Annotated in this window: 11 protein-coding genes; 3 read left to right on the top strand and 8 right to left on the bottom strand. The window is 53.7% G+C overall.

Features of this window, described 5'->3' with window-relative positions:
* The first annotated feature begins 58 nt into the window (after positions 1-58).
* Together C7434_RS02840 and fabA are read left to right on the top strand one after the other, a co-directional pair.
* A complete protein-coding gene (locus C7434_RS02840; RefSeq protein ID WP_110267709.1) occupies positions 59-1,885 on the top strand; it encodes a Lon protease family protein in 1,827 nt (608 codons plus the stop codon).
* Positions 1,886-1,953: 68 nt separating this feature from the next.
* Positions 1,954-2,472 carry a bifunctional 3-hydroxydecanoyl-ACP dehydratase/trans-2-decenoyl-ACP isomerase gene (fabA, locus tag C7434_RS02835; RefSeq protein ID WP_006118663.1) on the top strand — a complete coding sequence of 173 codons (519 nt, stop codon included), beginning with the start codon at positions 1,954-1,956 and terminating at the stop codon, positions 2,470-2,472.
* A 69-nt stretch (positions 2,473-2,541) separates the two neighbouring features.
* Here fabA and rmf read toward each other — a convergent pair whose 3' ends face one another.
* From rmf to rlmKL, 6 genes are all read right to left on the bottom strand, one after another.
* Positions 2,542-2,709 (bottom strand): ribosome modulation factor, encoded by a 168-nt coding sequence (rmf, locus tag C7434_RS02830; RefSeq protein ID WP_006118662.1) that lies wholly within the window; start codon positions 2,707-2,709, stop codon positions 2,542-2,544.
* Positions 2,710-2,967: 258 nt separating this feature from the next.
* A complete protein-coding gene (gene pqiC, locus C7434_RS02825) occupies positions 2,968-3,552 on the bottom strand; it encodes a membrane integrity-associated transporter subunit PqiC (protein ID WP_033737612.1) in 585 nt (194 codons plus the stop codon).
* The gene (pqiB, locus tag C7434_RS02820; protein WP_033737613.1) at positions 3,549-5,192 is read right to left on the bottom strand and encodes an intermembrane transport protein PqiB; all 1,644 of its coding nucleotides are present in this window, start codon (positions 5,190-5,192) and stop codon (positions 3,549-3,551) included. Before pqiB ends, pqiC begins: the two co-directional genes overlap by 4 nt.
* Complete coding sequence (gene pqiA, locus C7434_RS02815; protein WP_133745116.1) at positions 5,179-6,447, bottom strand: membrane integrity-associated transporter subunit PqiA; 1,269 nt, start codon at positions 6,445-6,447, stop codon at positions 5,179-5,181. Before pqiA ends, pqiB begins: the two co-directional genes overlap by 14 nt.
* Positions 6,448-6,463: 16 nt before the next feature.
* The gene (locus tag C7434_RS02810) at positions 6,464-8,389 is read right to left on the bottom strand and encodes an ABC transporter ATP-binding protein (protein WP_033737615.1); all 1,926 of its coding nucleotides are present in this window, start codon (positions 8,387-8,389) and stop codon (positions 6,464-6,466) included.
* A gap of 5 nt (positions 8,390-8,394) precedes the next feature.
* The gene (gene rlmKL / locus C7434_RS02805) at positions 8,395-10,509 is read right to left on the bottom strand and encodes a bifunctional 23S rRNA (guanine(2069)-N(7))-methyltransferase RlmK/23S rRNA (guanine(2445)-N(2))-methyltransferase RlmL (RefSeq protein ID WP_133745115.1); all 2,115 of its coding nucleotides are present in this window, start codon (positions 10,507-10,509) and stop codon (positions 8,395-8,397) included.
* 108 nt (positions 10,510-10,617) lie between these two features.
* Between rlmKL and C7434_RS02800 the strand changes: the two genes are divergently transcribed.
* Entirely contained in the window at positions 10,618-11,727 is a 1,110-nt protein-coding gene (locus tag C7434_RS02800) for a YcbX family protein (RefSeq protein WP_033737617.1), read from the top strand.
* 1 nt (position 11,728) lies between these two features.
* Here the strand turns inward: C7434_RS02800 and C7434_RS02795 are convergent, their stop codons facing one another.
* Both C7434_RS02795 and pyrD read right to left on the bottom strand, forming a co-directional pair.
* The gene (locus C7434_RS02795) at positions 11,729-12,271 is read right to left on the bottom strand and encodes a cell division protein ZapC (protein ID WP_006118654.1); all 543 of its coding nucleotides are present in this window, start codon (positions 12,269-12,271) and stop codon (positions 11,729-11,731) included.
* 142 nt (positions 12,272-12,413) lie between these two features.
* On the bottom strand, positions 12,414-13,424 hold the full coding sequence (gene pyrD / locus C7434_RS02790) for a quinone-dependent dihydroorotate dehydrogenase (protein WP_033737618.1): 1,011 nt from the start codon (positions 13,422-13,424) through the stop codon (positions 12,414-12,416).
* Positions 13,425-13,537: the final 113 nt, after the last annotated feature.

Genomic DNA, 13,537 nt, shown 5'->3' with positions numbered 1-13,537 from the left:
ACAGCTTTTTTACTGGATGCAGCAACGAAAAACATGTCGTCAGTGTCACAACTTCTGATTGAACTCCGCAGTGCTTAAGCACAGTGAATCCTGTATAATCTCGCTTTTCTCAAAACAGACAAATGCGATTATTTTGACCAGCACTCAACTCACGTGGCAAACCTTACAGCCGGATAGCGCGCAATATCAATCCGTTTTCTCCCGAATTGCTGATGAAGAAACCGATGCTTTAGCAACGGTGCAGCCCCGATTGCTGAATGCGCTGGCCCACTTGCACCATCAGAGTCAGGGTTTTCCTTTGCTGCTGGTTCGCAGCCAGGAAAACCGCGATTATCTCTCGCTGATCGCCAGTGCGGCACGGCGCGTAATGGGCACCGCTTCGTCCCTGGCGGGCGGGGATTATCATATCCTGGCCGACAACGTCACGTTGCAGCCGCCCACTGACAGTCAGCGTCCTTTTACCAGCCAGGGTGGTGTGCATTTTGCCGACTGGATTGAGCAGGAGCAGCTGTTTGGCTGTGTCCGGGTACATAAAGATCGTATTCAGCTGGAACCTGGTCTGATCCATCGTGCCAATGGCGGAACGCTGGTGCTTTCACTCCGTGCGCTCCTCGCTCAGCCCCTGCTCTGGCTGCGGCTGAAAAGAAGCATTGAGCAAGGCTACCTCGAATGGCTGTCGCAGGATGAGCGCCGCCCTTTGCCTGTCTCTGTCCCGCCGCTTCCGCTGAAGTTAAATCTGGTGCTCTGTGGCGAACGCGATACGCTCGCTGATTTTCAGGAGCTGGATGCCGAAGCGCATGAGATGGCGATTTACACTGAATTTGAAGAAAACCTTCAAATTGTGGATGAAGATGATGTGCTGGCATGGTGCCGCTGGACAGTAGATTTGGCCGCACAGGCTGATATCGCTGCGCCAGATGAGGACTTTTGGCCTGAGCTCATCAAAGAAGGCGTTCGCTATAGTGGCGATCAGGAAACCTATCCCCTTTGTCCACGTTGGCTGCTGCGTCAGCTGCGTGAGACCGCGTTGATGGGTGAAACACTAAACGCTGAAGCCTTGCGTGACGCGCTGGAAGCACGTCTGTGGCGCGAAAATTATCTGAATGAACGCATGCGTGATGAGATTTTGCTGCGCCAGATTTTGGTCGAAACGGAAGGCGAAGTGGTGGGCCAGATCAACGGTCTTTCCGTCGTGGAATATCCCGGTCACCCGCGGGCCTGGGGCGATCCCTGCCGTATCACCTGCGTGGTTCATCCTGGCGACGGTGAATTTACCGACGTCGAACGCAAAGCGGAGCTGGGCGGCAATATTCATGCTAAAGGCATGATGATTATGCAGGCCTATCTTATTGCGGAGCTGGAGTTAGATCAGCAACTGCCTTTTTCTGCTTCGCTGGTGTTTGAACAATCCTATTCGGAAGTTGACGGCGACAGCGCGTCGCTGGCAGAACTGTGTGCTCTGATCAGTGCCCTTGCCGATACACCGCTAAATCAGCAAATTGCGGTCACGGGCTCGGTCGATCAGTTTGGTAACGTCCAGCCGGTCGGTGGCCTGAATGAGAAAATTGAAGGCTTCTTCGACATCTGCCATCAGCGTGAGCTCACGGGTCAGCAAGGTGTGATTATTCCTGCCTGCAATGTGCGCCACCTGAGTCTGAATCAGCAGGTTGTGAGTGCAGTCGAAGCCGGTCGTTTCCATATCTGGGCAATCGATACGGCTGATGAAGCGTTGCCCTTACTGACCGGAAAAGTCTGGAACACGGAAGACGGCGAAGGCGAATGCCTGCTGCGTACGATTCAGGAGCGCATCAGTCAGATGAATCAGCCTGAGCCCACCCCTCGGGCATGGCCGTTGAGATGGCTTAACTGGTTCAACCACCGTTAATCTCATTTGCTCAGTGTACAACTGTTCGCTAATATTCGTGATTCACTAAAAGAAGGCTTAATAAGAACATGGTAGATAAACGCGAATCCTATACCAAAGAAGACCTGATCCTGTCTGGTCGCGGTGAACTGTTCGGCGAAAATGGTCCGCCACTCCCTTCCGGCAATATGCTGATGATGGACCGCGTAGTCAAAATGACCGAGGACGGCGGGAAATATGATAAAGGCTTCGTGGAAGCTGAACTGGATATCAATCCAGATCTGTGGTTCTTTGGCTGCCATTTCATTGGTGATCCGGTGATGCCTGGCTGTCTGGGCCTGGATGCGATGTGGCAACTGGTTGGCTTCTATCTCGGCTGGCTGGGTGGCGAAGGAAAAGGCCGCGCGCTGGGCGTGGGTGAAGTTAAATTCACCGGTCAGGTTCTGCCAGACGCGAAAAAAGTCACCTACCGCATTCACTTTAAACGCGTGATTAACCGTAAACTGGTTATGGGCGTGGCAGATGGTGAAGTGTTTGTTGACGGGAATTTGATCTATACAGCCAGCGATCTGAAAGTTGGCCTGTTCAAAGATACTGCTGCATTCTGACGTTTCATTCCACAGAAACGAAAACCTCCGCACAGTGCGGAGGTTATATCCCTTTTCAGTGACATCCGGCTAAGCCGCAGCCGACCTGTCCTCCATGGCTTGTCGCCAACCTCCCAACCAGTGAGACTTAGCGTCTATCATTTGATACGGACACATCTCTTTAGAGCGTCCTGTAATGCCAGCTTGATAACCACGTGAATGGGCGCGCTCAAGGCGGTCTCGTTTCTGTCTCTTCATACTCCGTGTCCCTCATGTAAGGTCTGTGGAATCTGGTGGAAAGAAAAAGGTGGCGAATTAATGTTCAGCCACCCTTTTGTTTTACTCGCTCTGTATGAAAAGATCAATGCGCAATATTCACGCCAGTGTCACAAATATGACCTGCTCCAGACATATACTTTCTGTTTCACCCTATGAAACTGTGACGATATCCGTATGATTTATAAAGAAAGCCTGGAAAACGTCAGAAAAATTATATGTGCTGAAACAACACGTTAACTAAAGCCCTGTTGCGGTTGACTCTGCCGTGGTTGCACCGCGTGCAATCTGCTGTGCGATTTGCTGCCAGCCCTGTGCCAGCGTTTTAACCAGCGAATCATAGCCATCTTCCCGCTGCGGTAGCACCAGATTAAAAGCCTGCTTTGTGAAGCGCCCCTGATGTTCCAGTGTCCACTGACCGCTGATAACCGCCTTGCCATCATAACGGCCCTGGAAATCATTCACCGTTACGCTCAGCGTATCGTGCTCCTGACCGATAAGCGTCTGGGTAACCAGACGGCCGGGTAACGCTTTCGTCAGATTAGTGATCAACGTTTGTTGCAATTGCTGATCGAGCGGGCTGGCCCACAGATTATTAGCGGCAATGACATATTTTACGTCGCTGGTCTGATAGACCAGCCCATTGCCCGCCAGATAGTCGGGGACCGTAATTTGCTGCACCCATAATGTCGGCTGCGCATTCGCCTCGCTGCTTATCACCTGCATTGAGGCTGCCCCCGAGGGCAGCTGATAATAGGTGGTATTGACCGTACTGCTACAGGCACTCAGTGCGAGAGCGGCAAAAAGCATTAATCCTTTTTTCATTGTTTCGCCCTCTTTGGCTGGGGATCCTGTCCCGGTTTGGCCTCAAACACTAACGCATTACTTTTCGCATTTAACGTTTTTAACACGGGCTGAAGTTCACGCAGCACCTGATCAAGCCGTTGCATATCGCCCACCAGCTTGCTGTAAGCCGGGGAGCCTGGCTGTAACCCTTTCATGCTACGGTTCAGCTCACGAAGCGTCTGCTGCGTTTCTTCTGGCAAGGTCTTCATCGCCGGACTGCTGGTCACCACATTGATGTTATCAATAGTACGCTGCAGATCCCTGAGCGTCTTCTGACTCTCTTTCAGTGTGCCCGTGGCTTCCGTCACCATGTTGTTCAGCGGTAAACTGTTAATCTTATCCAGCGCCGCCATCAGTTTTTGCTGGATCTGACTGAGGCCGCCGCTTACTGTTGGAATTACTTCGTATCCCGCGACCTTATCCGGACCGGTATACGGCGGTGCGTTATTATAGAAGTCGATATCCACATACAGCGCACCGGACAGCAAATTGCCCGTTTTCAACGTTGCGCGCAGGCCACGTTTCTTACCATCCTGCAGATGCTGCTCAAGATCGAAGTTTTGCCCTAAACGGTTAATAAAGCGATCGGGTTCAATACGAATTAACACCGGCACGCGATAATCATTATTTAACGCCTGAGCGGTGCCCGCATTCATGAACGGCACTTCCGCAACGGTACCCAGACGAATGCCGCGGAATTCAACCGGCGCGCCCACCTGCAAGCCACGAATCGAATCCGAGAAGAACATCAGATAGTCGATATGATTGGTGTACAGCGAATCCTGAATACTGCGTTGATCGTCGAACAAATGATATTCAGCCTGATTCTGCGCCGCTTTGCCTAAATCCCACCCGTCCGGGACGTCAAAACTCACTCCGCCGCTAAACAGCGTGGTCAGGGATCCCATTTCGACGCGCATCCCTGAGGCCGACATATCGACCGCGATGCCGCTGTCTTTCCAGAAGCGCACATTGGTCGTCACCAGGCGATCGTAAGGCGCGGCGATAAACAGCTGATAGGTCATCAGGCGTTTATCCGTGTCGAACGTGCTGGTTTCAACGGTGCCGACACGAAAACCGCGGAACAGAACCGGATCGCCCGGATTCAGTTGGCCTGCTTTATTACTGTCGAGCGTAATCCGGATACCTTTGGCATCCGGCGGCGCAAGCGGCGGTGAATCCATCAGGGTGTACTGCTCCAGAGGCGCTTTTTTGGTGCCAGGCTGCAGCTCAATATAGGCCCCGGAAAGTAACGTGCCCAGACCGGTGATCCCTTCACGGCCCACCTGCGGTTTAACTACCCAGAAGACGCTGTCGCTGTGCAACAGTTTTTCCATACCGGCATTCAGTCGGGCTTTAATTTCCACATGATGAAGATCGTCCGTCAGCACCGCACTTTCCACCACGCCAACGTTCACGCTGCGACTTTTAATCGTGGTTTTGCCCGCTTCGATCCCTTCTGCACTCTCGGTGATCAGGGTCACTTCGGGCCCCTGATGGCTGAAGTGATAAAACAGAATCCAGCCGCCTATTAATAACGTGACAATAGGGACGATCCATACCGGTGACCAGCGCTTGATCTGGTCCACTTTGGCATAACCGTGATTATTTTCCGTCAAGATGCGGCTCCTTCATGTTTTTCTCACCAGCACGATCCCAGGTTAAGCGCGGGTCAAACGTCATTGCCGCAATCATGGTCAGAATCACCACCAACGCAAACAACACCGCTCCCCATGCCGGATAAATTTTCATTAATTGCCCCATGCGCACCAGCGCAGAAAGCACGGCAATCACAAAGACGTCAATCATTGACCAGCGCCCCACAAACTCAACGACTTCATAAATCCGGTGCATTTTGTGGCTGTCGCGCTGCCCTCGCCCACTGGCATCCCAGCACAGCCAGCCAATCGCCAGCATTTTCAGAGACGGCACCATAATACTGGCGATGAAAATCACCAGCGCGACCGGATAAGAGCCATCGCCCCACAGCAAAATGACGCCAGCCATGATGTTGGACGGCATCGCGGAGCCCAGGGTTTCCGTAATCATGATGGGCAGCAGATTGGCCGGCACGTAGAGCATAACGGAGGTGATCAGCAGTGCCATGGTCCACTGCAGGCTGTGCTTACGTCGGGCATGGGCGACTACGCCACAACGGGGGCATTCCTGCTGCGCCACGGGCAAGATCGCCGTACAGCAAGGACAGGAGCGCAGCCCCTGCCTGAGTCCGCTAATGCCGGGCTGTGGCGCATGCGGCAAAGGCGGCGGTGGCTCAATTTGCAGCCAGAGCCAGCGACGGTCCAGGCACTGAAACGCCCGCAGTTGTAAAAGACAAAACAGACACCAGGGCCAGAAACTGGTTTCAAGGCTGATTTCGCCATAGGCCATGAGCTTCACAAAACTTACCAGCACACCGGCCATAAAAATTTCGGCCATGCCCCAGCTCCGCATATGAAACAGAATACGCGCCAGCCCCAGTTTCAGGCTAAGGGGCATCTTGACCTGGTTGACCAGCAGGACCAGCGTGACCATGCAAAACGCCGGAATCGCCTGAACAAACAGCAGAAACAGGGTGGCCAGGCTGGCATAGTCATCGGCCACCATGACACCAGGAATTTGCATCAGGCTAATCTGGCTGGAGAGCCCAGCCACTTTCATGGTGATAAACGGGAACAGATTGGCCAGGACTAACATAAACAGTGCCGCCAGCGCATAGCCGGTGGGACGTTTGCATGGCTCTGACCAGTTGACTGTCAGGGACGTGTGGCAGCGCGGGCATGACGCGCGGCTGCCAACAGGGATATCCGGCAGTTTGACCATCAGGTCGCATTGTGGACAAAGCATCCACGCACTGGTTTTGTCTGCAGAACACATTCCCTGACCCTTATCGCTAGCCGCCGTTTTTCATTGATTCCAGTTCTTCCCAACGCGCAAACGCGGTTTCCAGCTGCGCTTCCACCTGAGCCAGTTCATCCAGCACCGGCTGCGTTTTATCGTGCGGCTGGCTGAAGAAATCCGGGTGGCTCATGCTTGCCTGCAGTTCGCCGATACGCGCCTCTAACTGTTCCAGTTTTTGCGGTAACTGCTCCAGCTCACGCGTCAGGTTATAGCTTAGTTTGTTCGCGCTGCGTTTGGCAGATTCATTTTTCGGTTCAGCAGACTGAGCGGCACGATTTGCCTCTTTCGCTTTCGCGGTCACCTGCGTTTTTTGCTGCTTATAGGCCGCACGCTGCTGTTGGGCATCGTGATAACCCCCGACGAAGGTGCCAATCTCACCATTGCCTTCAAAGATCCAGCACTCCGTCACGGTGTTATCCACAAACTGACGATCGTGGCTGACCAGCAGCACGGTGCCCTGATAGCCGTCGATAAGCTCTTCCAACAGTTCCAGTGTTTCCACATCAAGGTCGTTGGTCGGTTCATCGAGGATCATCAGGTTACTTGGGCGCAGAAACAAACGCGCCAGCAGCAGGCGGTTACGTTCTCCACCGGACAGCGCTCTGACAGGTGTCATCGCCCGCTTGGGATGGAACAGGAAGTCCTGCAGATAACCCAGCACATGGCGGGGCTTACCGTTCACCAGCACTTCCTGCTTCCCTTCGGCGAGGTTATCCATCACCGTTTTGTCGGGATCGAGTTCTGCACGATGCTGATCGAAATAGGCCACTTCAAGCTTGGTGCCTGAATGCACGCGGCCATGGTCGGCCTTAAGCTGTTGCAGCATCAGGCGCAGTAAGGTGGTTTTGCCACAGCCATTTGGGCCAATCAGGGCAATCTTGTCGCCGCGCTGAACCTGCGCCGAGAAATCGTTGACCAGTTGCTTGCCGTCTACCGCGTAATCGACATTCTCCAGCTCAAAGACAATTTTGCCGGAACGGGACGCTTCGCCGACCTGCATATTGGCTTTACCCATCACCTCACGGCGCTCTGAGCGCTCGCGACGCAGGGCTTTTAACGCGCGAACGCGGCCTTCATTACGGGTACGGCGCGCCTTAATCCCCTGACGTATCCACACTTCTTCCTGTGCCAGCTTGCGATCAAACTCGGCGTTTTGCATTTCTTCAACGCGCAAGGCTTCTTCTTTGCCTTCCAGATAGGCGTCGTAGTTACCCGGCCACGAAACCAGTTTGCCACGATCCAGATCCACGATACGGGTGGCCATATTGCGAATAAACGAACGGTCATGAGAGATAAACACGATGCTGCCGCTGAAACTTTTCAGGAAGGTTTCCAGCCAGTCAATCGTTTCAATATCCAGGTGGTTCGTTGGCTCATCCAGCATCAGTACGCGTGGATTACTGACCAGCGCGCGTCCGAGCGCGGCTTTACGTAACCAGCCGCCCGATAACGACGACAGCTCCGTATCCGGCGACAGGCCAATCTGCTGCAACACATCATTGATGCGACTTTCCAGTTGCCACAGATTGTGGTGATCCAGAATGCCCTGCAAGCGTGCCATCTCATTGAGGTTCCTGTCGCTCGGATCCTCCATGACCTGATGGGAAATCGCGTGGTAGGCTTTCAGATGCTCCGCCTGTTCCTGTACGCCTTCTGCCACAAAGTCGTAAACCGAGCCGGTAATATTTCGCGGCGGATCCTGTTGCAGACGTGCGACGACCAGATCGGTCTCATAAATGATGCGACCATCATCCAGCGGTTGCTCGCCGTTGATGATTTTCATCAATGTGGATTTACCCGCACCGTTACGACCAACCAGACACACGCGCTCATTCTCTTCGATGTGCAGCTCGGTGTTATCTAACAGCGGCGCATCGCTGAAGGAGAGATAAGCGCCGTGGATACTAATTAATGACATGTAGCTTATTCCTTACCGGCATGTGTAATCAGCCAGCAGTTGTGAATTTGGCGATTACGCGCAAAATCCTGTGACAGGGTTTTCTGTGTGATGTCCTGCGCCTGAAGGCCTAATGCCTTAAGGCCGTCCAGATCCATTTTGAAACCACGTTTGTTATTCGAGAACATGATGGTGCCGCCTTTGCGCAGCAGACGCTTCAGATTGCGCATCAGCATCATATGGTCGCGCTGCACATCGAAACTCTCTTCCATACGTTTAGAGTTTGAGAACGTAGGCGGATCGATAAAGATCAGATCGAAATTTTCATCAGTTTCATTCAGCCAGCTCAGGCAGTCCGCATGCAATAAGCGATGCTGACGGCCTGTCAGGCCATTCAGCCGCAGGTTCCGTTCCGCCCATTCCAGATAGGTGCGCGACATATCCACTGTGGTCGTAGAACGCGCGCCGCCCAGCCCCGCATGGACGCTGGCGGTTCCGGTGTAGGCAAACAAATTCAGGAAATCTTTGCCCTGGCTCATCTGGCCCAGCATTTTGCGCGCGATACGGTGATCGAGGAACAACCCGGTGTCCAGGTAATCGGTCAGATTCACCAGGAAGCGGGCATTGAATTCCTGCACCTCGAAATAATCGCCCTTCTCGCTCAGTTTCTGATACTGCGCTTTGCCCTTTTGGCGTTCGCGGGTTTTCAGGATGAGGCGGCTGGACGGCAGCTCCAGCACGCTGAGCGTCGCGCTGATAACATCGAACAGGCGCTGACGGGCTTTATTTGCGTCGATAGTTTTCGGTGGCGCATATTCCTGTACCACTACCCAGTCCGCATAGCGATCCACCGCCACGTTGTAGTCAGGCAGATCGGCATCATAAATGCGATAGCACTCAATCCCTTCCTGGCGCGCCCATTTATCGAGCTTCTTCAGGTTTTTACGCAAGCGGTTAGCATAATCTTCGGCAATCTGGCTGGCGCGCTCACCACTGGCGGCAGATAACTGATAATTTTTCTGTACGCAGTCCAGTGGTCCGTTTTTCGCCTTGAACTGTCGATCGGCGCGCAGTTGCAGGCAACTGAGCAGCTCGGGTGAGGCGCTGAACAGCGATAAGTTCCAGCCCGCAAAATGCTGCTTCATCAGCCGCCCCAACTGACTGTGCAGGGCAATAAGCGCAGGCTCGCTTTCCAGACGCTCACCGTACGGTGGGTTACTCAGTACCGTGCCCGTTACGCCGTTCTCAAGCGGATTGTTCAGCTTCAGCAGGTCCTGTTGCCCAAAGGTGAACAACTCGAAAACGCCTGCGCGGCGGGCGTTGGCTTTCGCCCATTCCAGCACCCGGCCATTATTATCGAAACCATAAAAACGTGCCTGACAGGCCGCCGTGCCCGCACGGGCCCGCGCCTGCGCATCGCGTTTAACGTCCAGCCACAGGCTTTCGTTAAAGCCGGCCCAGGCCGTAAAGCCCCACTGGCTCCGGAGTAAACCTGGCGCACGATCGCAGGCCATCAGTGCCGCTTCAATCAGCAGCGTACCGGAACCACACATCGGGTCGATGAGCGGCGTAGTTGTTTGCCAGCCTGAACGCATCACAATGGCTGCGGCCAGGTTCTCTTTCAACGGCGCCTGACCGGTTTGCTGGCGATAACCACGCTGATGTAATGCGCTGCCGCTGAGGTCCAGTGCAATGCTGGCGCGATCGTCGTCGAGCCAGACGTTAATGCGGATCTCCGCCTGTTCACGATCCACATCCGGTCGTGGCAGATTGCGGCGGGTAAAGCTGTCAACAATCGCGTCTTTGACACGCAACGCGCCAAACTGACTGTTACGGATTGCCTCGTTAGTCCCGTTAAAATGCACCACAAAGGTTTTATCGCTGCCAAAGGTAGCAGGCCAGTCAATGCCCTGCACACCAAGATAAAGATCGAGATCGCTGTACACGCCCACCTCCGTCAGCGGAAGCAGAATGCGCGACGCCAGACGGCTCCACATCAGGCTTTGATACATGACGCGATCGTCAGCTTTGAAGTGAACGCCTCCCTGTACCACTTGCAGGTCCTGCGCGCCCAGCGCGTCCAGCTCATTTTTTAACAGCTCTTCGAGCCCACGCGCCGTGCTGGCAAACAGAGAATTCATATCGTCACTTTTTACTCTTGAGAAAATTGTTGCGCATTATAGCGAATCGCAGACCTATGTCATAAAGTTAGCTTCTTTTGTCTTGCGCGCCTGCTTCAGGAGACTGTCATGATTACGCTTTCCCGCTTGTTTATTCATCCTGTTAAATCAATGCGGGGGTTGCAGGTTTCCCATGCCTGGGCTGCCAACAGCGGATTGACCTTCGATCGCATTTTTATGGTGACCGAACCCGATGGCACTTTTATTACTGCGCGCCAGTTCCCGGAAATGGTGCAGTTTACGCCCGCCGTCACCCCTGAGGGATTATTTTTACAGGCGCCCGACGGCAGTCAGTCGCTGATTCGCTTCGCCGATTTTACGCAAACGGAAGCGCCAACAGAGGTATGGGGAAACACCTTTACCGCCCGTATCGCGCCGGAGGCGATCAACCAGTGGCTGAGTGCCTTTTTCCCAAGACCGGTCCAACTGCGCTGGACTGGACCACAGCCGTCACGCCGCGTGAAGCGCTTCACCGAGGTGCCGCTGGGGTTTGCCGATGGCTATCCTTATCTGTTAGTGAATAATGCCTCTCTGCGGGATCTGCAGCAGCGCTGTCCGGCCAGCGTGCGCGTTGAGCAATTTCGTCCTAACCTGGTGGTCAGCGGTGCGCCTGCCTGGGATGAAGACAACTGGGCGGAGATTACGGTAGGTCAGGTACATTTTGCCGTCCCTAAGCCCTGCAGTCGTTGCGTGTTTACTACGGTTAGCGTTGAAAATGGCCAGAAACATCCTGACGGACAACCTCTCGCCACACTTCAGGGCTTTCGCACCGCACAGGACGGCAGTGGTGACATTGATTTTGGCCTGAACCTTATTGCGCTAAACAGTGGGATTATTCGTGTCGGTGATGACGTCAAGGTCGTCAAACGCCAGCCGCCACGCGCCTATGGTGCGGGAGAGGTTGTGGAAACCCTCAAGCCGCAGCAGCAATCCCCCAATGCGGTGACGATTTCGTATCAGGGCCAGACATTCAGCGGCGATAACCAGCAAATTTTGCTTGAGCAGCTCGAAGCCCAGGGGTTCCGCATTCCCTACTCGTGTCGGGCAGGTTTGTGTGGCAGTTGCAAAATCACCCTGGTGGCGGGAAAAGTGAAGCCCCTAAAACAGAGTGCCATCCGTGAGGATGGCACAATATTGAGTTGCAGTTGTATTCCTGCCGGCGATATTGATGTGAAGTAAGTTACACCGCGCGTGCATAACGCGTGGTTTTTTCCTGCTGATGCGGTTGAAGACGGTCGTTCATCACTTTAATCGCATCCCCTAACACCATTCCTTTGCCCGCCAGCGTTAACGCGGGCTGCGCCAGCAGGCAGAGCGCGGCGTTATCGCCATTTTCAACCACCAGCAAACGTGCCTGCTCGCCATTCTCGGCCAGCGTGACCTCAACCATCTCGCCGACCGCAGGTTGCATTGGCTGGCGATGTGCGGAGAAATGCCAGCTTTTGGGCATCAGGGGTTTTAGAAAGCGGGCGGCCACCAGCGCATTTAACACCAGTTCGGCGCGCTGATTACTGCTTAACGGGCTCTGGCGGCACTTCTCTTCAAAGGTGAAATAGAGCGCGGCGTCATCAACACAAAATCCGGATTCCGTGAAAGCATCCGGTGTCAGCATTTTGCGTGCATAGCGGGAACGAAAAAGCATACCGTCAGCCAGATCGAGCATCATCCGGTCGTGCTCGGCGTCATAATACCAACGCCAGTTGTCATCGGGTTTAATTTTCATCGTGTGCCCTGTATTTACCGCTGTGCTAAAGGCAAAATATCTGTCGAAGAATAATGAATGCTGAAAAATCGTGCAACAGGACAAAATATAAACGAGCCGGAGAGAGAAATAAACCCCCCGGCGCATTAATAGAGCGATTCTCTTAGATGTGGGTCACGATATCTTTAATTAAGCCCGGACCTTTATAAATAAAACCAGAATAAATTTGAACGAGCGTGGCGCCGGCAGCGATTTTTTCTCGTGCCGCGGTCAGTGAATCAATTCCGCCCACGCCAATAATGGGCAAACGCCCCTGCAGCTCTTGTGACAGACGCTGAATGACGGCGGTGCTGCGCGACTGAACCGGACGTCCACTTAATCCCCCGGCTTCCTCGCTATATTTCAGTCCATTCACCAGGGTACGATCCAGCGTAGTATTTGTGGCAATGACGCCATCAATTTGGTGGCGAACTAAACTGTCAGCCACCTGGATCAACTCGTCTTCAGAAAGATCCGGCGCGATCTTTACAGCGACAGGCACATATTTGAGATGCCGCTTTTCCAGTTCTTTTTGTTTTGCTTTGATGGAACTGAGCAGATCGTCAAGCGCCTCACCATATTGCAGAGAACGTAAACCTGGCGTATTCGGTGAAGAAATATTGATGGCAATATAACCGGCATGGGCATAAATTTTCTCCATGCACAGCAGATAATCGTCTTTGCCCTGCTCCACTGGCGTATCTTTATTTTTGCCAATATTGATGCCCAGCACGCCCTTGAATCGGGATTTTTTGACATTTTCCACTAGATTATCCACGCCGAGATTATTGAATCCCATGCGGTTAATAATCCCTTCGGCTTCAACTAAGCGAAACATGCGCGGCTTATCGTTACCTGGCTGAGCCCGTGGCGTGACCGTTCCCACTTCAACAAAACCAAATCCCATTGCGCCAAACGCATCAATGCACTCGGCATTTTTATCCAGCCCGGCCGCAAGGCCCAGCGCATTATCAAACGTCAGCCCCATACAGGTCACGGGGCGCGAGGGTAAACGCTGGCGGATAAGGGCTTCCAGCGGCGTGCCGCTCATAAAGCGTAACTGCTGAAAGGTGAGATGGTGCGCGCGCTCAGGATCGAGCCTGAATAACGCCGGTCGGACGATTGAGTAAAACATGCACTCTCCTGGAAGACGGAAGCGACGGTGGAAATCAGTGCACAGGAAATTGTGCGCCAGAATGGTAAGGTGCTCTGGCGCAAAAGTAAATCGTGGGGCGTTAAGCGAGGAAA

The organism is Pantoea sp. PNA 14-12 (assembly GCF_004364735.1).
Taxonomy (GTDB): Bacteria; Pseudomonadota; Gammaproteobacteria; order Enterobacterales; family Enterobacteriaceae; genus Pantoea; species Pantoea stewartii.
This window is presented reverse-complemented; position numbering and strand designations above follow the sequence as displayed.

Coding starts and splice junctions, on each gene's coding strand:
- rlmKL (WP_133745115.1), bottom strand. CDS start 10,509: ATGAATTCTCTGTTTGCCAGCACGGCGCGTGGGCTCGAAGAGCTGTTA.
- rmf (WP_006118662.1), bottom strand. CDS start 2,709: ATGAAGAGACAGAAACGAGACCGCCTTGAGCGCGCCCATTCACGTGGT.
- pyrD (WP_033737618.1), bottom strand. CDS start 13,424: ATGTTTTACTCAATCGTCCGACCGGCGTTATTCAGGCTCGATCCTGAG.
- fabA (WP_006118663.1), top strand. CDS start 1,954: ATGGTAGATAAACGCGAATCCTATACCAAAGAAGACCTGATCCTGTCT.
- C7434_RS02800 (WP_033737617.1), top strand. CDS start 10,618: ATGATTACGCTTTCCCGCTTGTTTATTCATCCTGTTAAATCAATGCGG.
- C7434_RS02795 (WP_006118654.1), bottom strand. CDS start 12,271: ATGAAAATTAAACCCGATGACAACTGGCGTTGGTATTATGACGCCGAG.
- pqiA (WP_133745116.1), bottom strand. CDS start 6,447: ATGTGTTCTGCAGACAAAACCAGTGCGTGGATGCTTTGTCCACAATGC.
- pqiC (WP_033737612.1), bottom strand. CDS start 3,552: ATGAAAAAAGGATTAATGCTTTTTGCCGCTCTCGCACTGAGTGCCTGT.
- C7434_RS02810 (WP_033737615.1), bottom strand. CDS start 8,389: ATGTCATTAATTAGTATCCACGGCGCTTATCTCTCCTTCAGCGATGCG.